Origin of the sequence: Methanobacterium sp. CWC-01 (assembly GCF_030323845.1) — an archaeon.
Classification (GTDB): Archaea; Methanobacteriota; Methanobacteria; order Methanobacteriales; family Methanobacteriaceae; genus Methanobacterium; species Methanobacterium aridiramus.
Window position 1 is genome coordinate 1,865,622 of the sequence record NZ_CP040735.1, and the last position, 24,450, is coordinate 1,890,071.

The following is a 24,450-nucleotide window of genomic DNA, read 5'->3' on the forward strand; positions in this document are numbered from 1 at the left end:
ATGAACCGAGAAGAAATCAACCGTTACCGTTACTTCCTGAAGGACTCTATACGTAAAACCATTGACTTCTCCCAGACGGATCAGAGCCGGGGAGTTACCGCCCCACCCATCCAGAAACCCTACTCCCTGGATGCTAAAAGAGTGGATCTGCCCACTACTGACTGGGAAGAAGTCTTTACTATAAGTCTTTCAGAGGCCATTCGGAACCGTGTCAGCCGACGAAGTTATGGGGATGAACCCTTAAGTCTCCTGGAGTTATCCTACCTCTTATGGGCCACTCAGGGGATCAGGCACTACGCCGGGAAGTACGCCTTCCGTACCGTGCCCTCCGCAGGCTGTCGCCATGCCCTGGAAACTTACCTGGCAGTATTCCGGGTGGAGGGATTAGAGGAGGGTGTTTATCGATACTTGCCTCTGACCCATGAATTGCTCCTGGAATTCCAGACCGACCACCTCCGGGAGAAGATAATAAAGGCCAGCTTCGACCAGTCCTTCGCTGGAAAGTCGGCAGTGACCTTCATCTGGACCGCCATACCCTACCGTATGGAGTGGCGCTATGATATCGACAGTCACAAGGTCATAGCCATGGATGCCGGGCACGTGGGCCAGAACCTGTACCTGGCCTGTGAAGCCCTGGGTTGCGGTACCTGTGCCATTGGTGCCTACGACCAGGAATACTTCGACCAACTCCTGGGCCTGGATGGGGAGGACGAGTTTGTAATCTACGCCGCCCCAGTCGGGAAGCTCTGAAAATAAGTATCATACTTTTTAAGCTAATATTACATAATATGAGCTTTTAAAAATCTTTCTATTTGTGACGGAGAGCAAATTTTAATATGTTTGATTAAGAAATTTTAGTACCTACCATGAGAAAATTTCTCAGGTAGGATAAAAGTGCTCGTCCTGGATCTAGATCCGGGAATGGGGGGGTGAATTGGTTTAAGGCCAATAGGTACTCTAGTTATCTTATCCATGTATTTGATGGCTCACAGCCATACTAATCATTTGAAATCAACTACTTACCCTGATTCCTTTGATCCTGTATATCATGCTGGATAAATAACTAGAGATCACTTTTATAATTTATTTTTTAAAAAAATTTAACTTTATTTAGTAAAAAAAACTTTTTCAACCTTGTTTTAGACTATTCTAAAGTACGGTGCACTGGTTCCAGGGGTTTTAGGAAAATTTTATTATAAATCGGGAACTAAACTAGTCAACACTACAATCCTCTTCTCCCAGGAAAATTTATAAGGGGTCAAAATCTTGAAAAAGAAAAGGAAGGAAGATGTTCCGGTGATAATATCCTTACCCCTGGATGGTAGTCTGCCTGATATTCCCAAACCCCACATCACATTGAAAAAGAGGAAGAATAAGAAACATAATGTCCAGCACGATCTGGAAAACACCCGCATGGACATGATGCAGTGAGGGACAGGTTTAATGTTTGGAATGACCCGCAAACAATTCAAAAAAAAAAGTTCCCAGGCCCTGAAGGATACTGGTCCCTCCATCCTCCTGTTGATGGAAATTACCCGTAAACAACAGAAAAAAACCATCCCCCCGGAGGAAGCTAAGACCAAGCTGGACCGGATAAGGGAGAATGTGGAGGGGGTGTTCTTCAACTACGAGAAGATAAGTCCACCCGCACCATACCGTTCCCTGTACTTTAAGGTCCTGCGGCTTTTAACCCACCTCCAGGAGGTGGTGACCAGCAACCAGGAATACCTGGCCCTTGGTGCTGATCAACAGCTGGAAGAATCCCTGAAACTTTTAGAAGAGTTCCGGGAGGAATTTCACAGTCTGCGCCGGGAGATAGAATCAATTTGAGGAGGAGTTAAATCATGGACCTTGATGCTGTAGTGAATGATGCCCTGAAATATCCCTACCAGGCCCTGGAGAAAGTGCTGATACTGGGAGCGATTCCCCTGGGAGCGATGATTATCGCCCTGGTGATCCTGCTGGTTCTGGCCTTCACTGGTAATGAAGCGGCCCTGGCTGCAGGTGTGGTCCTGAGCAGCATACTGATTTTCATATCCGGCCTCTTCGTGGCGGGGTACTATTTAAGGGTCATGGAGACCACCCTGGCCGGTGAAGAGGGACTGCCTGATTTTTCCAATCGGGGGGAGCTCCTCTTAAATGGACTTAAACTGCTGGTGGTGCAGATTGTATACTTGCTCATCCCCACGGTGGTTCTGGTGCTGTGCGCTTGGCTCGTTTATTCGGCATCAGTCCAGTCCATACTGATGGTTATGTTCCTTTCGGGCATCCTGGTGGTGCTGATTTTCTTGCTGTTTAGCCTGTTTTTGACCATGGCCTCGGCCCACCTGGCAGCCACCGGGAGCATAAAGGAGGCACTGCGCTTCGGTGTTATCCAGGAGATGATATCTGCCATTGGCTGGGGTGACTACCTATTATGGTACCTGCTGATGGTGGTGCTGGTCATGGTGGCTGTGGTGCTCATGGCCTTTATCAGCGTCATCCCCATTCTAGGAACCTTTATAGCCTGGATATTAATCCAGCCCTACCTGGAAATACTGGTGGCCCGTTCGGTGGCCCTGGCCTACCTGGCCGTTAATATGGATTAGGTGTTAATTATGAAAGTGGTAAAGAAGAAGGGAAAAACAGAGGCCTTCAAGGCCCATAAGATCAGGGGGGCCCTGCAGAAGGCCACCATCGATGCCGGTTACAGTGTGGAAGAGAAACAGGCCATCCTGGATGAGGTATTTACCAACATCAATAAGAAGTTGGACCAGAAGGGTGAGGTGGACACCCAGACTATCAGGGGCTGTCTTCTAACCGAACTGGACAAATGCGAACCCTACATCGCCAAGTCCTGGCGGAACTTCGACCGCAAGTACAAAAAATAATATATTTAACCCTTTTCCAGAGCCTCCAGTATGAAGCGGGGCCGGTACCCATATCTTTTTATTAGGCTTCGGATATTTTCCTCACTGCAGTGGGGCTCATAGTTTCTTATGATTTGTATGATCTCCTCCTCGGTGTAGGAGATCCGCACCACCTCAAAGAAGATCTTAAGTAGGAAGACCAGTATCCAGGAGAGGAGGTAGAAGTCGGTTAAAAGGTCGTACTTCACTCCCCGGTACTTCAAAATCCAGGCGGTCTGGGTGACAATATTAATGTTCTTTAAATCTTTCCGGTGCTTCAAATACTCCCCTAAAACCCTCAAATAGAAGGTGATGGTTTTGGGGCCGTGTTCCTCAGTCCACAAACCCAGACCCACCTTATCTTTCTGCACATATTCCGGGTCCAGGAAGATGTCGGCAAAAAGCACCACATCGTACTGGGCGGCCTTCTGGTAGATTTCATCCGGGGTCTTAGCTCCCAGATCCTCCTGGAGGGTGACCCAAAACTGGTCCCATACTTCATCGGGGGTGAGTTTCACACTGTCCAGGAAAAGAAAGGCCTCATAAACATTCAAATCTAAGAGAGCCAGGGTGCTGTATAGATTGGCAGATTTACCTGTTCCAGGAGCTCCAATGACATGTATGAACCGTCCCCTGTTATTTTTTAAACTCTCCAGCACCGGGTAGAGTTTTAAAAAGGACCGGGTTCTGATGAAATATTCACAGTCCTGGAAGGACCGAACCTTATAACTGGCCATTAATCTATGTTGTTGTTCATTATTCTAATGTTTTTATTTTCCTGCAGATAGAGAGGAGAGTAAGAGTATTTTCCAGTTTATACCATATCTTGAATTGATCAGGGGGTTACTTTTTTTGGTGAGCATACTAGCCTAGCTTTCTAGGAAGATTTTGGAAATGATCATAAAATGCAATTATTATCCGAAAGAATATGGTTGTCTAATCAATTATAACGGCTGTTGGTAGTCAATATTAAAAAAAATTCTTTTTAATACTTTATTCATGATTTCTAGTACTCTCATTATAATTAAATAATATTAATAATAGATACACGCATATAAACAAATTCTAATCATTGTAAATGGAGGTGAAAAGATATGACAAAACAAAAAAACAGTAAAAAGCTTTTATTCATGGTATTAGTCCTCTTTGGCATCATAGCATTTTCTTCTGCTTCCTTTGCCGCTACGCCGGAAGAAATTCAAAATTCAACAACTAATGGTACGGAATGGTTAGCAGATCAGCAGAACGCTGACGGATCCTTTGGTACCAGCGACTTCATCGGCACCACTGATTTCGCGGTGTTAAAACTGGAAACCCATGCCACCGAGCAGGGTATATCCCCATTTGACCCGAGCTACCAGTATTCTGACGAAGTGCAGGATGGATTGGATTACCTCTTCTCACAAGCCAAAACCGTCGCCATTGGCGTTCAACCCGATGGAAATCCAGACAGCAATGGAGATGGCATAGGTGTGTACTTCGGTTCAGGAATCAACGACTACCGGGTAATCTACCAAACCGGCATAGCCCTGGCTGCCCTAACCGCCAGTGAAGCACCTGACCGGGTGGTGAATGTTCCAGGAAGTCCAGTAAATGGCCAGACCTACAAACAAGTGGCTCAAAACGTGGTGGACTTTTTAGCCTGGGCCCAGACCGACAGCGGATTGAGAGATGGGGGATGGTACTACGTACCAAACACGGATTATTCTGATAATTCCGTATCAGGATACGCAGTCCTTGGATTAGTCTACGCTACCAGTCCAGCCAATGGTTTTAATTGTACGGTGCCAGCATTCGTGAAAACAGAACTCAGTAAATGGGCAGATTACATCCAGTCCGACACCACCGGTGGTTCTGGATACACCGACCCCGAAGATTATTACGCCAACGTCTACAACACTGGAAACCTGATCGTGGAGTTTGCCTTCATCGGGGATGAATCCAGCAGCCCCCGAGTAACTGCTGCCATAAATTATCTGGTAACTAATTGGAACGCACCAGGAAGCGGTTACAATGACATTGGATGGAGAGAAACCACCCCTGCTGACGTAACCAACTACATAGCCACTTACAGTATAATGAAAGCAGTTCAGACCTTTAACCTGGACACCATTGGGGGTATAGACTGGTATCAGGACTTCGCCAATGCCATTCTACCGGAACAAAACGCCGACGGCTCCTGGCCAATGTCCAAATGGGCCACCAACCCGGTGCTCTCCACTGCATGGGCACTTCTAACCCTGGAAAAAGCAGCGCCACCAGTTAAGTCAGCAGACATTGAGCTGACCAAGACCGTTAACAACACCCAACCCCAGGTAGGGAACACCATACAGTACACCCTGATCATCAACAACCGGGGTCCAGACCCAGCCAATGACGTAACTACCACGGAGTTGCTTCCTACCAACCTGCAACTGGTCTCGGCCATCCCCAGCAAGGGTACCTATGACCCGGTTACCGGTATATGGAACATCGGCACCATGGCCAATGGAGAATCAGTTAATCTGGTACTTAACGCTCTGGTCCTTAATCCGGGACCTATAGTCAACCAAGCCAACGCCACTGCCCTTGAATTCGACCCAGACCTCTTTAACAACCTGGCCACACTGACCATCCAGGCCACGGCAGCTCCAACCAACGAGACGGAAGTTCCAGAAGTGGAAGCCGCGGGTACCATTGGCATGCAGAAGACAGGAGTACCACTGGCCATCATGGCTTTAGCCATAATCATGGTTCTAGGTGGGATGATATTGCCAAAAAGAAAATAGGGGACCTGGTCCCTTCCTTTTTTATTTTTTTTTAAAATAGAATTTTGGGGACCCCACATAATATTACTTGAATAATTTCTTTTATTAATTACAGCCGTTTGAATTGGTTATTTAATCTTTTCGCCAAACATTTTATCTATTAGTTTGTACTAAGATGTAATAGGGAGAAATAGACTGTATCGTGATACGGGGGAAATGGGTATCTACGAATCAAAAGGTCTTGAAGACTAGGTGAATAGTACTTACTAATAGTCTTCTGTGTTAGTTCCTTTTGAAATATATCTTCACTTTGATGGGGTAATTAATGGTTCGGATTGATGAGACCGGGGGGGCTTGTCGACCGAACCATGTAATTTGAGACTTATTCTGTGTCGAGTATAAATCCTGTTTTGAGCATAGAATACCCTGGAAAAATGGTTGGTTTAAATCATCCTAGAAATGTTTTTATGAACTATCATAGTGATCTATAAAGTGGTGTGACCCATGGATGGCAAAGTAGAACTTTCTGATAAAAATGGCCAAAAGATTTGTAAATTTGAAGATGATAATATTCAGGTTACCATTGTCCTTAAAAAAGATTATTCTGATGTTGAATTTAAACTTAGAACTTCAAACATCCTTAAAGACATAGAAGATGCCTTGGAGAATGTCTCAAAAACTGATGAGTTTAAGGATCTGGTGGATAGCTACGGGTTTCTCGAAGTGGATCGTATCGAAGGTTAACTGACTGTAAGTAACAATTACTTTTTTTTTCACTTGAATATCTACCTGAGACTATCTCTTATCTTTTAACCATAGGGTAAACTATTTATTTAAATTTTTAAACCTCTACCGAACGGATGTTGTATAGAGTTTCACTCCACTCCCCCCGATCCAGATCCAGGGCACCGCCAGAAATATCCTCTGAACAGCTCCCTGGTAGTCGCTGTCAGTGGAGACGGCCACTCTTAAAACTAAAAGCAGGACCAGGGACAACAATCCACTTACCAGGCAATAGGTCCGGTATCTGCCCCATACAGAAGAATCTGCATTTTTCAATCCCTTCCCTACCAAAAGCTGAGCCGCGATTATAACCAGGAAGGCAGAGGCACTCACCAGGTTATGGGGTAACTGGGAGAGATAATCCTCGGGGAACACCCCGGCCAGCATCACCAGGAGACCGAAGAGTATCACCAGATTACTACCGGTCCGGATGGATTTACCCGGGGTTTTGGGCAGGCCCTCCCGGAGACCCAGGCCCAGGCAGAGAGATAAGAAACCGAAGATTATGAAGTTCAGGTTCTGTATAAAGGCGTAGGGCCCCACCCCCAGATCACTGATGAAGTTGTAGCTTTGACTGTAACCCGGTCGCAGCAGACTGGCCACTACAACCAGTACTGTGAATAGTAGGGGAGCCATGATGCCACAGTAAGCGTAGAAACGTTGCTTATTCATTATTCGCAGGCTCCCTCACATGAATACGTTCCCTTCAGGATCCTGAGGGGGTATTTTAATTGCATACCCTTACACCCCCTGGTTCATACATTCTCCAGCTCTTCTGATAGTAGCTTTTTCAAATCCTTCAGGGCACTCTGCATCAGATCGTACTTGATGTTGTCGTTAAAGACACCCTCCTGGGCTATGAATAAGGTCACCAGGTACAGGTCACTGTTCACCTTTTCCAGCCGGCAGTCGGGGCGTCTTTCCATTAGACGCTGGTTGAGGGCTGATAGTCCAATGTGGTCCACCACCTCCACCACATCCGGTGATAGTTTAAAGGATAACTGGTGAGTGATCTCCCCCTCCAAAAGTTCCACCTCACTATTTTCTAAAATATTTTTCCGACTATAATCCAGCATTCAATTCCCCCTGACCAATCTTCCTAATTTAAGCTTATAATAATTATCAGCAGCATGATAAATAAATTTTTTTCAAAAACAAGGCGGGAGGATGATTAAAAAGATCTTTAAGAATAAAAGTATTAAGGCATTTTTTTTTATTAAAAAAAGAAAAAAAGGGGGTTTTTTTTAAAAAGGCAATGTAGAGTAGGTGCCTTTCAGGATATAAGTACTGGTATTCCAGTTGGTTATAGTTCCAAAGCTGTTGGCATTGCTACTTGCATCTGCAGTAACCCACTTACCATTCACGTATATCTCGGCCCAGACGTGTCCATAGGTTCCACTAGAGAAGGTACAAGTACCATGTTTATATCTAGCTGGAAGATTCACCGCCCGACTAAGGGCCACAATCAAGTGGGACAAGTCACAACAGTTGGCAGAGCCGTTTAACATGGAATCAACCGCACCCTTCTGGCTGTTATAGTAAAAGGAGTAGTCCATGTAGTCACGAACCCAGTTATAAATGGCCAGCCCCATCTCGTAGGTCGTGGTGCAGTCGGCAGTGATGCTCTGGGCCAGGGCTATGATCCGGGAATCGTTGGACTGGCAGTTGGTCGTGGCCGGTAGATACTGCTGTAAATCAGCGGAGTAGGCGAGGTTAGATGCTGGACTGTTGTAGTCCTCAATGAGCCAGGGAGTAATGGTCGCGTAGGTAGGTAATCGCTGGTTGCTGTCGTAGAAGACCAAAACCCGGGAGTAAAGGTCGATCAGTGATTCACTACCGGCCTGGCCACGGCTAGTAGTGGTGTAGTTAGGCAGCCGATAGTTGCTTCCAATGTAAGATTTCACCCGGTTGGCAATATCCAGGATCTCAGCCTGGTAAATGGTGCCGATGGTAGTAGATTCCGTTGGATTGGTGGAGTCTGAGACAGTTAAGAGGGTTATGGGTGATGTATCTTTGCTGTTAGCCTGCACAGTCGCCGTAGTGAATAGATACAGTAACTGGGGCATGCTAACCTGAACCGATGATATCTCCACGTAGGTAGGCATTCTGTGGTTTACTGCAATAAAGTCCTTAACCCGTCCTGCAGCATCAATTACATCATTAAAGGCAAAAGTTGTGGTCGGCGAACCAGAAGCACCCTCGGTGGTGAAGGTGGTTACTTTGGCTGCGGCCTGGTTTCCGTTTAGATCGGTGACTGCTCCGGTGTGGATGGCCAGGGTGTGTTTGGTGCCATTGTCGAGGTTACTGTTAGGAGTGATGGTTAAGGTGGTTCCACTGACGGCGCAGGTCACTGGTACGTTTGCTCCGGTGCTGGTTAATAGTTCGATCCACATGGTGCCTGTTTTGATGGCTTCGTTGTAGGTTACGGTGATTACTTGGTCACTGACAATGTTAACGGCGTTGTTGGTGGGGTCGATGGTGGTGATGGTGGGTGGGGTGTTGTCGGTGGTGATGGTGGTGAAGGTGCTGCCGCATAGTTTGACGAGGTTTCCGGTTAGGTCGGTTATGGCTCCGGTGTGGATGGCCAGGGTGTGTTTGGTGCCTTGGTTTAGGTTATTGGTGGGTGTGATGGTTAAGGTGGTTCCACTGACGGCGCAGGTCACTGGTACGTTTGTTCCGGTGCTGGTTAATAGTTCGATCCACATGGTGCCTTCTTTAATGGGTTCATTAAAGGTGACGATGATTTTTTTGTCGTTGGCTACGTTAACGGCGTTGTTGGTGGGGTCGATGGTGATGATGGTAGGTGCAGTGGTATCGGTCAAGGTAGTGAAGGTGCTGACTTTGGCTGCGGCCTGGTTTCCGGTGAGGTCTTTGACTGCTCCGGTGTGGATGGCCAGGGTGTACTTGATGCCATTATCGAGGTTACTGGTGGGAGTGATGGTCAGTTTGTTACCGCTTATGGCGATGGTTACTGGTACGTTTGTTCCGGTGCTGGTTAATAGTTCGATCCACATGGTGCCGGCTTTAATAGTCTCAGAATAGGTTATGGTGATGGCTTTGTTAACGGCTACGTTAACGGCGTTGTTGGCGGGGTCTACTGTCTTAACAACTGGTGCTGTTTTGTCTTGGGCGGTGGTGAAGGTGGTTACTTTGGCTGCGGCCTGGTTTCCGGTGAGGTCTTTGACTGCTCCGGTGTGGATGGCCAGGGTGTACTTGATGCCTGAGGTTAAGCTAGTCTTGGGAGTGATGGTCAGTATGTTACCACTGACGGCGCAGGTCACTGGCACACTGGCTCCTGAACTGGTTAATAGTTCGATCCACATGGTGCCGGTTTTGATAGCTTCGTTGTAAGTTACGGTGATAACTTTGTCGATGGCCACGTTAACCGCGTTGTTAACGGGATCAACTGTGGAAACAATGGGCGCGGTACTATCCGGGGCTGCGTCGAAATCGCCACCAGCCAGGTAAGAAGAATCAATAAGGCCGTAGCGGAATAACACGTATCCCGAAGCACCATTTCCTGCTGCTTCATTGATATCCCATCCCAGTTCTGCTGCAGACAGGGTGCTCAGATTACTGTCTGAGATGTAGGTCTGCAATCCGACCAGTACAGGTGTTCCATTGGTCTGGCTTACAATGTAAGACGTCATATCACCAATCCAGTCGGTATCCTCCCCATAGTTACCCTTGTAGATCATGGGCACTAAAAAGTCCAGATAACTAGCGAGCTGACTGTAATCCTGTCCATAGTAATAGGCGTTAACTGAACCCTCCGGCATTAAGGCGGCAGAGAGTGCTACCAGTGAATTGGCTGTCTTAACTGCAGTGTTTACTCTTGCCACGAATTGGGTTATGGCTTCGGTTCCACCGCTGTGAAGGTAGGCTGTTCCCGGGTATCGTACATAATCCAGGTGTACACCATCTACCAGGTTACTACTGGCCAATTTAGAAGTAAAGTCCAACACTTCATCCTGAACAGTGGTGTTCTGGGGATCCACCCAGTTACCATTGGCATCCAGGAAACAGGTTACCCAGGCATGGACCCGGATACCGGTACCTAAAAGGAGTTGTTTAACTTGAGTGAGCTGGTTCAGGGTGGTCTGGTAGGCTACCACACGGCTGACCTTAACGAATACGTCAGTTATTCCGGCATTCTTAAGGGCCGTGCCATTAATCAGGGAAATATCATCACTTCGGATCCAGATACCATTGGCGTTGATGTACTGTTCGGAAAGGGAACCAGCAGCACCTTCGGAAATGTTTTCCACTTCTTCAGGGGCTGTTAAGTTATCCGCATCTTCCATGTTATTTAAGTAGCTGTTGGTGTATTCAGTAGAGTTACTGGTATCGTTGATGTAATCGCTGCTATTAATGGCTGTGGTAGTGTTGTCTAGGTTTGCACTGGCAAAACACACGCCACTATTTAAGAGGAGCAATGCTCCGCATAGAACCAGCAGTGTAACTAATTTTTTTTCATTAATTATACCGCCTCCGTACCCAGAATATATCTTGTTAATCTAATTTTTAGTGGAACATGAAATTTGTCATATTCCCAATATTTCTGGGTAATTTGCCTTTTTAGACCATTACATATAAAATTTATGATAATTTACTGTGAAATAAACAGTTTAAGAACTCTTTTTAGCAAAAGAGGCTTTTGCTAATAGATTGATAACTATTCTTTTCAAGTTAGTTCTCTTCAATTCTTTAATTTTAGTATACTAAACTCTAATAGCATTAATAATGGTTTAAGAAACTATTAGGCCTTTAATGTTGGATAGTGCACCTAAAGGGGATGATGGGGATGGTGCTGCGTGCTCCCCTACATATATAGGGAATTAATTCGGTTCCAAAAACAATCTAATCCAGTATGTGCTACTTATAAAGCCATCCCCATCCATATTCATATGAACGAACTTTTCAGCCAGGTTTCAATAGTTAAATATATTTTTTAAGATAAAAATAAATTTAAAAAGTCGCAGGCAAGATTATTAGACGTCTTCGGATTTTTTAAGTCAGTTTTTACTATATCTGGCCTTTTTTAAGTATTAAAAATGGATTTATTGTCTGGGGGGTAGGTTCGGGATAAGGGCTAAGATTTTCTCTTTAAAATCTTCAGGAGTGGCCCTCTGAATTGGGGTTGAATTTTTTTATAAGATCATCATGATAAGTGGGGATATCATAATTTTTGGAGGGATTCTCGGATAAATGCCGGGATATCTCCGGGGTCACGGCTGGAAACCAGGTTACCATCCACCACCACTTCTTTATCTATAAATTCAGCACCAGCATTTTTTATATCCTGAATTATAGATTTATATCCAGTAATCCGACGATTCTTTAATACATCGGCTGTAATTAATATCTGGGGGGCATGGCATATGGAGAAAACGGGTTTACCACTTTTTGTGAAGTCTTTAACAAACTGAACCGCCATCTCATGGGCCCGTAACCGGTCCGGAGAGTAACCACCCGGGATCAGTAATGCATCGAATTCATCCACCGACACATCCCCCAGGGACCTCTGGATGGTGGCTTGGACCTTCTGACGTTTTCCCGTCACTACTTTCCCCTTTTCTAACCCGATGATAACTAGTTCATGTCCTGCCTTTTCAAAGGCAGCAGCCGGTTGAGTATATTCCACATCCTCAAACCAGTCATCCATTATAACTGCCACGGTAGCCATCAAATCACCTCATATAATATTTATGGTAAACCGAATTAATTATTTCCTTGACTGATCCTTGATGAAAGACCTTCCAAGGGAAGTTAATTCTACAGTTTTACTTATTGAGGGGGTTGCCGTTTTCAATTAATTTAATGGTTATCTTTTCGAATTCATCCCACAGACCAGGGGCTTCCTCATGGAAACGGGTTGATTTTGGTAGAGAAGCTAACTCCACTCCACTGGAACCATAGGTACTGTTATATTCACGGTCTTTGGTGTCTAAATCTATTAACTTGGTATAGATGGATCGGAGTACTTCTAAACAGTTATTGAAAGATGAAATCGCGATTATTTCTGTATCCTTAAAGGTAATGGCCAGGAGTGATGCCTGATTTCTCCACATTATTTCGTTCCAGGAAGGCATGGGTGTTTTTATCAATCTATGGGCCATGTTTATTTTAAGTTCATCTTCTTCGATTTCATATTCTTCGTCTTTATTCAATTTATACCAGAAATCCTTAAGTAATTCCAGATTCCTTTCATTTTCAAGAAAGATTAAGGTTCTGGTTGAATTAATTTTCCTCTTTTTAGTTCTTCTATCTCTGCGCCAGTTACTTATTTCACTGGATCCTAGTCCCATAACCACCCCTAAAATGGTGGCTATGATGGGAGTATATCCTGCAATATTTAACGTAAAATCAGCTCCTAAATATATGTTTCAAAACGAAATTTTAGTGACATAAAAAATAGTATTTCCATCGTGGTAAAAAACTAAAAAATTTTCACTGTAATTTCACCTTAGGTATGTATTGATTTTTGGTGCCTTTAAAGCTACCTATATGCCTAAAAAATTGATTCTTTAAAAATAATTGATAGGAAATATGGGGTTGTCAAATTTTTTTTAGAACATACCTTAATTAACATCCTGACACAAATCATAGAATAGTTAATTTTCCCAATTTTTAGATCCATTTAAAAAATGATTTAGATTCTCTTAAAGACGGATATCCTCCTAGGAAAATTGATCCCTGTTTTATGGATGGAGATGTGCATTTTGGCTACAAAAATTAAAGAATTAGGTAAAAAACTGTTATATTGCCCCGAATGTGGGAAGTATGTTTTTGGAATGGTGTATGAAAACGTGTTGACCGAAGAGAATTACTGGCAATGTGTTTACCATCATAAAAGCATAGTTCTAAAAGGCTATTGATACTGGTCCAGGGCTGGCTGAGTACTTTAATTCTCATGTGATAAGTTTCAATTCATTATCGATCCGTCACGGCACTGCTAACCCCTACGACATAAGGTTTGGTTTCAAGAATAAAATTTTAATGGCATTTTAAGTCCAATTTTTATTTATTCTCCAAAAAAAATTTCGGTTATGATCCCTGAAAATAAACTCGCTTTTACAATACTTTATATGCTAAAAAAATCAATAGTAATTTGCCTATTAGGCAAAAATTGGAAGTGAAAGTTTGTTTAGAGATAGCTACAGTAATGATAGAGATAGTTCTGCCCCTATTAAGGAAGGGCATGAATACGATGTTAAGATTGAAGATACCGGCAGAGACGGAGACGGAATTGCCCGTATCGAAGGTTTCGTGGTTTTTGTTTCAGGCGCCAAAGTGGGCGATGAAGTTAAAATTAGAGTTAATTCTACCCGAAGGAACTTTGCCTTTGCAGAAGTAGTAGAATAACCAATATTTTTTTAATTAGAAGGATTATAACCCATTAGGGTTTATTTTCATTCTTTTTATAAAATTTAAGTTAATCTTGACTATTTCACAGGAAATAACAAATTTCTTTTTTTAATTTGATTTTAAAGAATTATTTAAAGTATTTTTTTTAAAACTACCCTTAATCTAGTAATAATTTCCAGGGGAAGGGATCCCCATGACCGGGATAGACCTGCTTTATCTCCATTTTCTTCAATTTCTCCACACTGGCCTGGGCCGCAGCTTCATCATCGATGATACCACCCCGGGCCGGTTTTTTGGTGTTGGTGAAAAGATCTCCACAGAATAGATCCCCCGTACTGGTCAGGACTCCAATGGACCCGGCGGAGTGGCCAGGGATATGCACCACCCGGGCCTCCATCCCGTAGGGTAAAAGATGATACCCATCCTCCACGTAAAAGTCGGGGGTGAATCGGTACTTCCGACCCAGACCCATGAAGGGGCTTATGATACGGGAGAGAAGGTTTGCCCTGCGGTTGTATAACATGTTCCCCTCGGTGACCATACCTGAATCAGTCTGGTGCATCACTAGGGGAGCATCGTATTTATCCCTTAAAAATTTAGCGTTACCAGCATGATCCGAATCACCATGGGTTAGGAGTATCAGTTTCAGATCTCCGGGCTGGCAGCCAGCTTGCCGTAGTGTTTCATCCACTGCCCTCTTTTTGCTGGCATGTCCAGTGTCAATGAGCAGGAAATTCTCCCCACTTTTTAGGAGGTAACAGTTGACGGTGGCCACACCACCCATGATCTTCAACTTGATGGTGGTTATCTCCAGGGACATAATCATCGGTATAACCTTTGTCCGGGCCTAATGATTAATTTTACCACCGACCGGACGGATGTGATCAGAAGCCCTGTAAGGGGGAAAGGTTTTAATTCTCTTAAACTACTCTAGTTTAAGTAATGGTTGGGAGGATTTTTGTATGGACGTCCTGTTGCAGCAGATCGCCAATTTAAGCGTTATAGTCTACATCTTAACCACCATGATATCCATGGGGCTTAGCTTTCTGCCTAAACAGTTTGTGGAACCCCTTAAGGATAAGAGCCTGGTTTTAAAGTCCCTGGCTGCTAACTTCCTACTGGTTCCGCTACTGACCTATATAATCCTCCAGGTAATCCCCCTGGAGCAGGGCCTGGCCATTGGGCTGGTGTTAATGGCCGCCGGGGCGGGTTCGCCCTTCATGCTGAAACTGGTCCAGGTTACCCGGGCGGATATGGTCTTCGCAGTGGGTTTGATGCTGATTCTGTCCCTGGTGACTCTGATATACCTGCCAGTGATGTTATCCCTCCTCCTCCCCGGAGTTTACATCAACCACCTGTCCATTGCCACCTCCCTTTTAGTGTTGATTGTATTGCCCCTGCTGGCTGGTACGGTTCTGAAAGCCCGCTACCGTAGCCTGGCCGAAACTCTCAAACCCATCTTCACCTGGATCTCCAACCTCTTCATCATCGTGGTGGTGGTCATTTACCTCTTTTTGAACTACCAGGACTTCCTGGCCGTGTTTGGAACCGGAGCCCTGATAGCTGCTGTGACATTCATTTTAGTTGCCTTTTCACTGGGATACCTCCTGGGGGGTCCCTCCCCCGGGACTAAAATGGTACTGGGCCTGGGCACCGCTATCCGGAATGGTTCCGCGGCGCTGGTGGTGGCGGTGGCCAACTTCAGCGCCCAATACAACGTCATAGCCATGATCGTGGTGGTCTACCTGTTGAGTTTTATCCTGATGATCCTGGTCTCCCTGGTGAGGGGGAAAATGATAACTAAAAATTAACACCTGCAATGCACTGAATTTAGAAATGAAACAATAGGTGAATAATATGGGCGAAATAATAGAGGTGGCGAATTAAACACGTTCTACATAGACGTGATGGTAAATATAAAGGGCATAGAAGCTCCTATAGCGAGTGCATATCTGACCAATGCTTCCTTTTCCGAGTTCCAGGATCTTCTAAACCAGTACCTCTCAGAAAATGATGAATTCAATGGGGGACTGTTCATGAGGTACCTGGCGAAAATGGATTTTATGGTCATGCATTTAAAGGCGCTCCCCTGAGTCCTCATATGGAGTATCCTTAGCAGGTACCAACTACCCATTTTCCTTCTTTTTAGAGAATAGAATTAAGGTTATTAATATCTATTTCAGGTGTTTAAATCTAATATTTCCTTACTCTGCCCTGCAGCTTATCATTTACTGGGGGTATTAGTTGTTGTCCAAGTAAACATTCGGAGTCAGGGTTAGAAACCAGTCTTTTTTGGATTGAAAGATCATACCAACCCTTGGTGGAGAATATTTTAAGAAAAAAATAAGCGTTTTCAAACCGAATATATTAGTAGGTGATAGAGATGGTGGAAAAAGAGCTTAAAGAAAAGAAAGAAGAAGCAGAGGAAAAGGCAGTGGAGATTAAAAAGGCCACCCTGGAAAAGAAAGAGATGGCCACGGAAAAAGCAGCGGAACTTAAAGAAGCAGCAGCCCAGACCGAAGAGGAAGCAGAAGAGGCTGCCAGGAAAAGGGGAAGGCAGGCGGAAAAGGTGATAAATGATTTTTTAAGCAGTCTTCGCAGCCGGCAGGAAGATTTCAGCAAGGCCTGGGCGGATTATATCACCATAGATAAACCCCTGGCCGATGTTATTGAAACTGAGGGGGATATAATCGTGAAAACTGACCTCCCCGGTATAAAGAAGGGTGACGTGGATGTGACCATCACTGAAGACAGTGTGGAAATCACGGCCCAGTTTAAGGAAGAATACAGTGAGGAGGAAGTGGACTACGTCCTGAGAGAAAGGAGCTACGGTGAAACCAAGAGATTCATCAAACTACCCGGCAAGGTGAAGGTTAAAGAAGCCACCGCTAAACTGGAGGACTCCATTCTAACCATCAACCTCCCCAAACAGGAGAAATCAAAATTTAAAGTAGAAATAAGCTAAAAGGCCTTGGTCATAAAATTAAATGAACCAAGTGGATTAAAGGACGTATTCGAATGTCTAATGAAAAAAAGCCCAATATAGGGGAGGACTTCATCCGTTTTCACAGGATCGTTACTCGTAGTCTGGAAGTGGGTCTTGGAAATATTAACGAGTTTTTAAAGGGAGGAGGTGTGGATAAATCCAAGCGTGAAGGCTTCCTTAACTATGTGGAGAGTTTTTCATCATTTTTAGATGGACATCATAAGGTCGAAAATCAGCTGGTATTTCCCTACTTTAAGCCCCTCCTACCTGAGGTACCCTATGTACAATTGATGACCGAACACAAAGAGGTTGAAAGTTTACTACAGGAAATAAACAGTGGACTTAACAGTTTAAGGTCAAAAAAAGATGAAATAAGTTCATTAAAACAGCTTAAATCCAGTTTTGTTAAGATAGATCATATATGGCATCCCCATATACAGATTGAAGAGACGCAATTATTTCAAAAAGTTGGAAGCTTGAATATAAATATGGATGAAATGACTAGTATCCAAAAAAAGTTTTCCGATTTTTTTCAAGAACATACTGGCCCTGCATATTTGGTGGTGCCTTTTGCATTGTACAACTTATCCCCAGAGGACCGTGCCCTACTGGCAGCCGGATTTCCAGAGATGGTAACAAAACAACTGGTACCAGGGGACTGGAAAGATAAGTGGATATCCATGCAGCCCTTCCTACTTAGATGATCCAAACTACTTGAGCACTGCCATCCGTAATCCTTCGGATAATTTCAGTGGTGATTTCAGGATTTACCTGATAGAAAATGGGTTTTATGCTACCATTAAAAGAAGCAGTATTCAGAATCCCTAGTCCTTTTCGGGATTAATGGATGTATACTTGGTTAAATAACCATATGTTCAGTAAAATATTGGGCTGGAATCAATTCCGGGCCCTGGTTAAAATGGGCCGACCATTCGTCCTGGTGGCAGGCCTTATCGCTTACTTTCTGGGTTTATCCATCGCTTACCATGATCAGGGCACCATCCATATAGTTCCAGCTCTGGTGGGGCTTCTAATTTTAGTATTGGCCACCCTGATGGCCCATTATGCCAACGAGTATGCGGATGTGGACACCGATACCATCACCCGCCGCACCCGTTATTCAGGGGGGAGTGGGGTGTTACCCTCAGGGATAATTCCGCCCAGTTGGGCTTTTTGGTCGGCGGTGATCCTGGCTATCATGACCCTCATATTCACCTTCTCATCCTTTTTATGGGGTTTAATATCCAGTCAGGTGGTAGTGATAGTCCTGGTGGGCATGTGGGGGGGATGGTTCTATTCCATGCCACCCCTGCAATTAGAAAGGACCATGTGGGGGGAGCTGGACAATGCACTCCTAGGCGGGTACCTGATGCCCCTTATAGCCTACATCCCCCAGGTGGGAGTGGCTGAGCCGGAAATGTTCCTGATTTTAACCCCCATCTTTTTGGCGGTGCTGGTAAATCTCCTAGGAGTGCACTGGCTGGACCGGGAAGCCGACGGCCAGGTGGGTAAGAACACCCTGGTGGTAAGACTGGCAGGGAGAGTCCCCCTGATCCACCTGCTACTCACGGTGTTGATGTATCTGGTAACCCTATCCTTCTGGACGTTGATTCCCTGGCAGGTGATAGTGGCCATTCTGCTGACCATACCCCTGGCAGTGTGGGCCAACTTACGTTTTAAACAGAGCCCGCAGTACAGTTCCATTCTGATGAGTGCGGTGATGATCTTTGCCGGAGTGGGATGGATAATAGCCTAAATAGATGATGGAGAAATAAAAATGAGGGATAAATGTTTTGTAAGAGAACATCGAGGCGGATCCCTGGAAAAAGAGCAACACCACCAGTTGATGGAATGGGCCACCCAGTGTGCCCAGCACGTGTTACCCCTTTCTGGTGAGAGGATCGATGAACGGCTGACCAGGGCATTGGAAGTGGCTGTAATGTGGAGGCAGGGGGAGGCCTCGGTGGCTGAGGCCCGGAAAGCGGCAGTAGAAGCCCATCAAGTAGCCCGGGAAGCATCAAATAAGACTGCAATATATGTGGCCCGTTCGGTGGGACACGCCGTGGCCACGGCCCATATGGCGGACCATTCCCTGGGGGCGGCCTGGTATGCCCTGAAGGCCACCAAAAGTGCGGGTAAATCAGTGGATAAAGAGAGGAAATGGCAGGATGAACAGTTACCACTGGAGGTCAGGGAGCTGGTCCTTACCGCCCGGGATGCGAAGAGATTTCAACGGATATAAAACAAATCTGAACAAGGAAAATTCACTGACCTGATAATCTAATAAGAAGCTGAGGACATCAACATCCCTTTTATCATAGCAAATATCATCATAAAATTATGGTTATTCTACATAGATTATGAAATAATTAAAAATGTGCAGGGGAAGGGATTCGAACCCTTGAAGGCCTGCGCCAGTGGATCTTGAGCCCACCCCCTTTGTCCACTCGGGTACCCCTGCATTACCATTCCTGACCAGGAACCATATGCTGCCACTGGTTGAAGGTGAAACTGTAAAAACCGTTGTGGCTGAGGTGTTGCTGGAATTTGAACCGATCAAACTCGTCATTTATTGCCATGAACTCCTCAAATAAATCCTGAAATTCGGTTTCACTGGCATCGGAGAGTAAGGCGATGATAACATCAGCACTGGAGTTGGTCTTGTTAGTTTTTAACCGGTTCTGGGAGATCTGATCAATGTAAAACGCATTTAAGTTTCCGGTTTTTATTTTAAGCACTTCATTATTACCCCTACCAAACATCTAATCACCTATAAAGAATTGTTTAGTCTTAAATCCTATAAAGAATTGTTTAGTCTTAAATAAATAGGGGCAGTCCAAGGTTAGGGAGAGATAGTAATGGTAAATGATCAGCTGAAATATACGAGGTTGGGGATTGGTGATACAGAAGGACTCTTGGAGTTAATTAAGCTCTACGAAACCGTCTTTGAAATGGAACCCTTCCAGTATCCCAGCCGCAGCTACCTGGAAAGGTTACTGGAAAATAAGAACACCATTTTCCTGGTGGCCAGCTACCAAGAGGATATCATCGCCGGGTTAACTGCCCATCAATTACCATCCACCTACTTCGAAGCCCATGAGGTGTACGTGTATGACCTGGCCGTGCACCCCGACCATCAGCGGAGGGGGATCGGAACCCGACTACTGGAGGAATTAAAAAGGATATCCTGCCAGCAGGGGGATAAAGAGATATTCCTCCAGGCTGATATCGATGATGCCTATGCTATAGATTTCTATAAGAAAATCGGGGGAGTCCCCGAGAATGTAATCCACTTCACCTTCCAGTTGGGATGTGACCAGCCAAGAGATAAACCGGCACAAAATCCAGAAAATTAATTAAAAGATAGTTACAAAAAGATAATCTAGTTCAGGATAGTCTAAAAAAGGGGAGTGTGGGTTAATTGGACCAGAAAGAAATAATCAAAGTCTTAAATGATAATCTTGTCCGGGAATTAGAGGCCACCATGATCTACAGTAGGAATTCCTTTATAATGGAAGAATGTGATGCCAGCCGGGTAACCGAGGCCATCTCCGTGGATGAGATGAGGCACATGTGGTGGCTGGCCGATCTCATCACCAAAAGGGGAGGAAAACCCACCATGGAACACCAGGAACTGGACTTCGGTGGCGATGACCTGGAGGGGATGCTGAAGCGCCAGATAGAACTGGAAAGTGAGGGCATCGAAACCTACACCCGGCAGATCAGAGAGATACCAGACGAGGAAGTGGTGGGTGTTTTAAAACATATACTGGATGAGGAGAAACGCCACCGGAAGGAATTCAGAGAGCGGCTGGAAAAATATGTGAGATAAGATTCTGGCTCATGAAAAATTCAAACCCAGAAATAAAAATGATCAATATCCGATTGCTTAAATAAAGAGTGTTTTTTGCTTAAATAAAGAGGGGAGTACGGATATGCAAAAACGAGGTATGGCCTTTTTTTTAATTTTCCTGGGCCTCATTGTATTTACCTTTCCAGCCCTGGGACTAGTGCCGGTTGCTATTCTAGCGGGATTTCTGGTACTGATGTTAGGTGTGGGCCTGGTAGTGGCTGGGATAGCTGAGATGGGCCCGGATGAAGGTGCAAGTTTAGGGGTTCCTTTACTTTTTCTGGGATTTATGGCCCTTATTCTGGGAATGGGATTCATATGGAGCCCGGCCCTATTCACTTGGATAGTGGGATTAATAGTCTGGATAATTGGCCTGTTCCTAATACTGGAAGGAGTGGCCAGAATACTTTCCAGGACCGGTGTGAATGCCTGCGGAGTTAAAGACATAATCATAGGTATCCTGATCCTGTTGGTGGGATTATTCTTGGCATCCTACACCTGGCTTTTAGGAGTATTAGTGGGCTTATGGTTATTAACCACCGGGATAAGGATGCTTACTAAAAAAGAATGATATTTATTCCCATAAAAAATCCTTTATACTGAGGGGGAAATAAAATGACTGATAAAAGTTTAGTTAGTTATTGTGGGCTTTACTGCGGGGACTGCCATGGATATAAGGGCTCCATAGCAGATTTAGCCAGTGATCTTCGAAAAGAATTAAAGAAGTATAATTTCGACGAAGTAGCAAAGGTAATTCCTTTCAAAGAATTTAAGAACTACCCGGAATGCTATGAATGTTTAGGGGCCATGGAGCATTTGAGGTGTGAGGGTTGCCAGGAAGGTGAACGATCAAAGTATTGTAACATTGCCCAATGCACCCAGAAGAAGGAATTCCAAGGATGCTGGGAGTGCGACGAATTTGAAACCTGCCCTGAGTTTGACTTTTTAAAGCCTGTGCACCGGGATGCTAACCTGAAAAACCTTAAGAAAATAAAAAAAGAGGGATTAGAAGGTTTTCTGGAGGGAAAAAGGCACTGGTAAAATATATCTCTACATGGTAGAGTTCCACTTAACCTGATAACTAATGAAAGATTAAATAGGTCAGAAGAATGGATAACATCACCACCCTCCTGGTGTCAGTTCTTATTACCGTAGTGGGGATCGCGTTATACGATATAGTTACCACTTATTATTCAAAGAAAGATTAGTGGTTGATTTAAAAATGAACTGGAAAATAATCGGTATAACTGGTCTGGTGAATGCTGCGTTAACTATCCCCTTATCCTTAATCGCATTCCCCCTACTAGTTTTAGGCCCACTATTTGGTGGATTCCTGGCATCCTACCTGAGCACGGGATATGAAGAATATGTTAAAATCGATAAAAAAGACGGAGCAGTGATGGGCTCATTTTCAGGAATAATTGGTGGTATAATAATAGCTTTAGCATCTATTCTGGGCTTCGGAGCCATAAGTAACATGGCGGGATCAGTATCCAACCAAATGGGGGATGGTGTGGTTTTAACGGTGTACCTCATATTTCAGCTGACGTTAATTATTAGCTTCATTTTAGGATTAGTAGGAGGAGTCATTGGAGTAATGGTTAAAGATAGAATCTAGACCTGAAAAAGAGAGATAGATAGGGAATAAAACTCTTCTAGGAGATTAGCAACTATTATCAGAATAGATAGTCCCCTTTATTCTATTGGAACAGGAATTATAATGTTTTTGATCCTCTCCTGGCCCCATCTTAAATTGTTTTTTCTATATCATCGAGATAGATGATGTTAATTATCTGGTGACCCTCCTCTTCTAGACTTTTTTGGAGAGACTCTGATTCAAAATAGTTATGGGCATTTTCCAGACTGTCCCATTCAAATAAAATCACGACTTGGTTATGGTCATGGATGTCACGGAAAAGACAAGCTCCTTTAGACCCGTTTTTTTCCCTTATAGTTGATCTTTTATCAAAATCAGGTTTCCATTCCTCATAACTTCTGACTTTCAGTTGTCCCAGCACGTGAACCACTTTCACAACCCCCTATTTTTTAATTGAGATTTTAGCTTAGTGTTAAGCTGTTGAAAATCATATCCGCCGTATTCTGGATTTGCTGATCAAGGGCCACCTCCCCGTAGACGGATATATGGTACACCACACCATTAACCGAGAAGAACAGGTCGTAATATCTCATCACCAGATTGGTGTAAGGGTCGGTTTGTTGGCTGCTGCTTTTTTCCACCACCACCCCGGTGGGATTAATTTCACTACTGGTGGATAATATCACACCGGATGCCTCCAACACCCCTTGTTCGGTGCCTTCTCTTACAATAACCGCTGAACTTGCCGTGGGATTCTTCCTCACATCAATGCCCACTCCCTCCTTACTGGCCAGATAGGAGAGATCCTGCCAGCCCACTCCTTCACTGGTTATATTGGCCCGTTGCGTCCGGACTTCAAATCCAGTGGGATAATTGAAGCTAATAACACCATCCGAGAAGGTCTGTACCACTGGAGTGGTGTAATTAGAGGGGGTGGTGCTGGTGCATCCTGATAGGAAAACTACCAAAACCAGTATTCCCATTGCTATAATCGGCGGTCTGGATTTCAAATATGTACCACTCCACTATTTTTTTTGATTCACCCCTATTTCACATGGAAACTGTTTAAGATCATCTCAAAGTTTCCGGCCTGATTTCCGAACTCGCCTTTTTTAGCGCCGAGAACAAGGGCATAAACTATGCCATTTTTTTCTAGATAAACGGCCAGGAACCGGTACTGGTGATCAGAATATTCGTAGGTTAAGGCCACCGCAGGAACACCATCCAGGGTGAAGGTTCTTTCGGATAAGACCTGGCCATTATTATTCTGAATTCTCTGCTTTTTAGCACTAACCTTATTATCCAGTTGGGCGTTGGAAGAGGTGCGTTGGATACTGACCAGGGTGGGATCTGCTCCCTGGGGACTGACCGCCACTAGTCGATAGAAATCAGGATCATCATGAATGGTCTCGATATTCTCCGCGGGAACCATCTCCCAGGAGGTGGGATAGTTGAAACTGATCTCATTGTTATTGTAGGTCTGCCGGGGTAGGTTGGTGGTGGGCGTGGTGTTGGCCGGAGAACCGGCAGGAATAGCCTGCTCCACTACTTGGCTGGCATTGGTTTGACTATTTAATGGATTTACACAGCCAGATATGGAAACAAATAAAATAGCAATCAAAATTAACCCAATTTTCTGCATTAAAGCCACTCCCCCAGTAATATTTAGGTGGTGCTGGAATAAAAAATTTTCCTAAAGGAGGGAGTGGGGACAATCGGGTTCCATATTAAAATTAAACACCCTTGATATCCTTATAATCTTCAATTGTGTCTTTAAACTTTTCTAGGGGCATGAGGAGCACATTATATTCATCTAATTTCAGGTTAAGCTTAAAACAGCTTTTCTGAAGTTCCTTGAGAGCCTTTTCCGGGGCTATAACCAGGTGTTCATTGGGGGATTTCATCACTTCAAATTCCATGCCATCCACTTCTAAAAAGGTCCCCAGATATTTAAGAATCGATTCCGGGGTTAAAGGGCTTTCTAATTCTATTTGGATGGTTACCACTGACCAGGGGTCGTTCTCATCTTCAGGTTTCATCACCCATACATCCAGTTCCCCGGCTGGTAATTTTGTTTCTGCTTCATTGTTCTTGGCCATGATTTCATTCTCTCCATTTTTTGCTATGATTTTTTTTTAAAAGGTAATGATAATATATTATGCTTCTCACCATCAAAAGTTGGGGTCCCTGGATAAAAAATAATTACCTAACCCCTGAAGTACAAATCAAAT

The 24,450-nt window shown here is 44.4% G+C and carries 31 protein-coding genes and 1 tRNA gene; 19 read left to right on the forward strand and 13 right to left on the reverse strand.

The annotated features are described in order from the left end of the window. The 5 genes from FGU46_RS10210 to FGU46_RS10230 all read left to right on the forward strand — a co-directional run bounded on the left by FGU46_RS10210 (position 1) and on the right by FGU46_RS10230 (position 2,870). Positions 1-750 (forward strand): SagB/ThcOx family dehydrogenase, encoded by a 750-nt coding sequence (locus FGU46_RS10210; RefSeq protein ID WP_286474857.1) that lies wholly within the window; start codon positions 1-3, stop codon positions 748-750. Positions 751-1,266: 516 nt separating this feature from the next. Beyond that, positions 1,267-1,431: a hypothetical protein gene (locus FGU46_RS10215; RefSeq protein ID WP_286474860.1), complete on the forward strand. Its 165-nt coding sequence runs from the start codon at positions 1,267-1,269 to the stop codon at positions 1,429-1,431. Positions 1,432-1,443: 12 nt separating this feature from the next. Next, on the forward strand, positions 1,444-1,830 hold the full coding sequence (locus FGU46_RS10220) for a hypothetical protein (protein ID WP_286474862.1): 387 nt from the start codon (positions 1,444-1,446) through the stop codon (positions 1,828-1,830). A gap of 14 nt (positions 1,831-1,844) precedes the next feature. Beyond that, the gene (locus FGU46_RS10225) at positions 1,845-2,588 is read left to right on the forward strand and encodes a DUF4013 domain-containing protein (protein WP_286474866.1); all 744 of its coding nucleotides are present in this window, start codon (positions 1,845-1,847) and stop codon (positions 2,586-2,588) included. 9 nt (positions 2,589-2,597) lie between these two features. Next, entirely contained in the window at positions 2,598-2,870 is a 273-nt protein-coding gene (locus FGU46_RS10230; RefSeq protein ID WP_286474868.1) for an ATP cone domain-containing protein, read from the forward strand. A 5-nt stretch (positions 2,871-2,875) separates the two neighbouring features. Here the strand turns inward: FGU46_RS10230 and FGU46_RS10235 are convergent, their stop codons facing one another. Continuing rightward, on the reverse strand, positions 2,876-3,625 hold the full coding sequence (locus FGU46_RS10235; protein ID WP_286474870.1) for a hypothetical protein: 750 nt from the start codon (positions 3,623-3,625) through the stop codon (positions 2,876-2,878). Between the two features lie 357 nt (positions 3,626-3,982). Here FGU46_RS10235 and FGU46_RS10240 point away from each other — a divergent pair, with 357 nt between their 5' ends. Both FGU46_RS10240 and FGU46_RS10245 read left to right on the forward strand, forming a co-directional pair. Then, entirely contained in the window at positions 3,983-5,656 is a 1,674-nt protein-coding gene (locus FGU46_RS10240; RefSeq protein WP_286474873.1) for a hypothetical protein, read from the forward strand. Positions 5,657-6,139: 483 nt separating this feature from the next. Then, the gene (locus FGU46_RS10245) at positions 6,140-6,379 is read left to right on the forward strand and encodes a hypothetical protein (protein ID WP_286474875.1); all 240 of its coding nucleotides are present in this window, start codon (positions 6,140-6,142) and stop codon (positions 6,377-6,379) included. Positions 6,380-6,484: 105 nt separating this feature from the next. Here the strand turns inward: FGU46_RS10245 and FGU46_RS10250 are convergent, their stop codons facing one another. The 5 genes from FGU46_RS10250 to FGU46_RS10270 form a co-directional block, all read right to left on the reverse strand. Then, positions 6,485-7,090, reverse strand: a complete 606-nt coding sequence (locus FGU46_RS10250; protein ID WP_286474879.1) for a DUF998 domain-containing protein — start codon at positions 7,088-7,090, stop codon at positions 6,485-6,487. Between the two features lie 83 nt (positions 7,091-7,173). After that, positions 7,174-7,494, reverse strand: a complete 321-nt coding sequence (locus FGU46_RS10255) for a hypothetical protein (RefSeq protein WP_286474881.1) — start codon at positions 7,492-7,494, stop codon at positions 7,174-7,176. Positions 7,495-7,662: 168 nt separating this feature from the next. Continuing rightward, positions 7,663-10,854: an Ig-like domain-containing protein gene (locus FGU46_RS10260; RefSeq protein WP_286474883.1), complete on the reverse strand. Its 3,192-nt coding sequence runs from the start codon at positions 10,852-10,854 to the stop codon at positions 7,663-7,665. A gap of 743 nt (positions 10,855-11,597) precedes the next feature. Continuing rightward, entirely contained in the window at positions 11,598-12,104 is a 507-nt protein-coding gene (locus FGU46_RS10265) for a type 1 glutamine amidotransferase domain-containing protein (RefSeq protein WP_286474885.1), read from the reverse strand. 97 nt (positions 12,105-12,201) lie between these two features. Beyond that, positions 12,202-12,726, reverse strand: coding sequence for a hypothetical protein (locus FGU46_RS10270; RefSeq protein ID WP_286474887.1), 525 nt, complete (start codon positions 12,724-12,726; stop codon positions 12,202-12,204). 835 nt (positions 12,727-13,561) lie between these two features. On the opposite strand from FGU46_RS10270, the gene FGU46_RS10275 reads away from it, so the two are divergent. Further along, the gene (locus tag FGU46_RS10275) at positions 13,562-13,783 is read left to right on the forward strand and encodes a TRAM domain-containing protein (RefSeq protein WP_286474892.1); all 222 of its coding nucleotides are present in this window, start codon (positions 13,562-13,564) and stop codon (positions 13,781-13,783) included. 160 nt (positions 13,784-13,943) lie between these two features. Here FGU46_RS10275 and FGU46_RS10280 read toward each other — a convergent pair whose 3' ends face one another. Continuing rightward, positions 13,944-14,606, reverse strand: coding sequence for an MBL fold metallo-hydrolase (locus FGU46_RS10280; protein ID WP_286474894.1), 663 nt, complete (start codon positions 14,604-14,606; stop codon positions 13,944-13,946). 142 nt (positions 14,607-14,748) lie between these two features. Between FGU46_RS10280 and FGU46_RS10285 the strand changes: the two genes are divergently transcribed. The 6 genes from FGU46_RS10285 to FGU46_RS10310 all read left to right on the forward strand — a co-directional run bounded on the left by FGU46_RS10285 (position 14,749) and on the right by FGU46_RS10310 (position 19,014). After that, a complete protein-coding gene (locus FGU46_RS10285) occupies positions 14,749-15,597 on the forward strand; it encodes a bile acid:sodium symporter family protein (RefSeq protein ID WP_286474897.1) in 849 nt (282 codons plus the stop codon). Between the two features lie 93 nt (positions 15,598-15,690). Beyond that, complete coding sequence (locus tag FGU46_RS10290; RefSeq protein WP_286474899.1) at positions 15,691-15,879, forward strand: hypothetical protein; 189 nt, start codon at positions 15,691-15,693, stop codon at positions 15,877-15,879. Positions 15,880-16,169: 290 nt separating this feature from the next. Next, positions 16,170-16,751, forward strand: coding sequence for an Hsp20/alpha crystallin family protein (locus FGU46_RS10295; protein WP_286474901.1), 582 nt, complete (start codon positions 16,170-16,172; stop codon positions 16,749-16,751). A gap of 53 nt (positions 16,752-16,804) precedes the next feature. Next, on the forward strand, positions 16,805-17,476 hold the full coding sequence (locus FGU46_RS10300; protein ID WP_286474903.1) for a hemerythrin domain-containing protein: 672 nt from the start codon (positions 16,805-16,807) through the stop codon (positions 17,474-17,476). 167 nt (positions 17,477-17,643) lie between these two features. Continuing rightward, complete coding sequence (locus tag FGU46_RS10305) at positions 17,644-18,528, forward strand: prenyltransferase (RefSeq protein WP_286474906.1); 885 nt, start codon at positions 17,644-17,646, stop codon at positions 18,526-18,528. A gap of 21 nt (positions 18,529-18,549) precedes the next feature. Further along, positions 18,550-19,014 (forward strand): putative immunity protein, encoded by a 465-nt coding sequence (locus FGU46_RS10310; RefSeq protein ID WP_286474908.1) that lies wholly within the window; start codon positions 18,550-18,552, stop codon positions 19,012-19,014. Positions 19,015-19,150: 136 nt separating this feature from the next. On the opposite strand, the gene FGU46_RS10315 is transcribed toward FGU46_RS10310, so the two are convergent. After that, positions 19,151-19,233, reverse strand: a tRNA-Leu gene (locus tag FGU46_RS10315). A 1-nt stretch (position 19,234) separates the two neighbouring features. Further along, positions 19,235-19,534, reverse strand: a complete 300-nt coding sequence (locus FGU46_RS10320) for a hypothetical protein (protein ID WP_286474910.1) — start codon at positions 19,532-19,534, stop codon at positions 19,235-19,237. A gap of 96 nt (positions 19,535-19,630) precedes the next feature. Here FGU46_RS10320 and FGU46_RS10325 point away from each other — a divergent pair, with 96 nt between their 5' ends. The 5 genes from FGU46_RS10325 to FGU46_RS10345 all read left to right on the forward strand — a co-directional run bounded on the left by FGU46_RS10325 (position 19,631) and on the right by FGU46_RS10345 (position 22,240). Beyond that, positions 19,631-20,128 carry a GNAT family N-acetyltransferase gene (locus tag FGU46_RS10325; protein ID WP_286474913.1) on the forward strand — a complete coding sequence of 166 codons (498 nt, stop codon included), beginning with the start codon at positions 19,631-19,633 and terminating at the stop codon, positions 20,126-20,128. 65 nt (positions 20,129-20,193) lie between these two features. Beyond that, entirely contained in the window at positions 20,194-20,604 is a 411-nt protein-coding gene (locus FGU46_RS10330; RefSeq protein WP_286474916.1) for a ferritin-like domain-containing protein, read from the forward strand. Between the two features lie 103 nt (positions 20,605-20,707). Further along, positions 20,708-21,193, forward strand: coding sequence for a DUF308 domain-containing protein (locus FGU46_RS10335; protein WP_286474917.1), 486 nt, complete (start codon positions 20,708-20,710; stop codon positions 21,191-21,193). A gap of 44 nt (positions 21,194-21,237) precedes the next feature. After that, positions 21,238-21,663 carry a DUF3795 domain-containing protein gene (locus FGU46_RS10340; RefSeq protein ID WP_286474920.1) on the forward strand — a complete coding sequence of 142 codons (426 nt, stop codon included), beginning with the start codon at positions 21,238-21,240 and terminating at the stop codon, positions 21,661-21,663. A gap of 181 nt (positions 21,664-21,844) precedes the next feature. Next, positions 21,845-22,240: a DUF5518 domain-containing protein gene (locus tag FGU46_RS10345; protein ID WP_286474922.1), complete on the forward strand. Its 396-nt coding sequence runs from the start codon at positions 21,845-21,847 to the stop codon at positions 22,238-22,240. A 130-nt stretch (positions 22,241-22,370) separates the two neighbouring features. Here FGU46_RS10345 and FGU46_RS10350 read toward each other — a convergent pair whose 3' ends face one another. From FGU46_RS10350 to FGU46_RS10365, 4 genes are all read right to left on the reverse strand, one after another. Then, the gene (locus tag FGU46_RS10350; protein WP_286474924.1) at positions 22,371-22,655 is read right to left on the reverse strand and encodes a hypothetical protein; all 285 of its coding nucleotides are present in this window, start codon (positions 22,653-22,655) and stop codon (positions 22,371-22,373) included. Positions 22,656-22,680: 25 nt separating this feature from the next. After that, positions 22,681-23,229, reverse strand: coding sequence for a hypothetical protein (locus FGU46_RS10355; protein WP_286474926.1), 549 nt, complete (start codon positions 23,227-23,229; stop codon positions 22,681-22,683). A 35-nt stretch (positions 23,230-23,264) separates the two neighbouring features. Next, positions 23,265-23,861, reverse strand: a complete 597-nt coding sequence (locus FGU46_RS10360) for a PsbP-related protein (protein ID WP_286474930.1) — start codon at positions 23,859-23,861, stop codon at positions 23,265-23,267. A 91-nt stretch (positions 23,862-23,952) separates the two neighbouring features. Next, entirely contained in the window at positions 23,953-24,318 is a 366-nt protein-coding gene (locus FGU46_RS10365; protein WP_286474932.1) for a hypothetical protein, read from the reverse strand. Between the last annotated feature and the right edge of the window lie 132 nt (positions 24,319-24,450).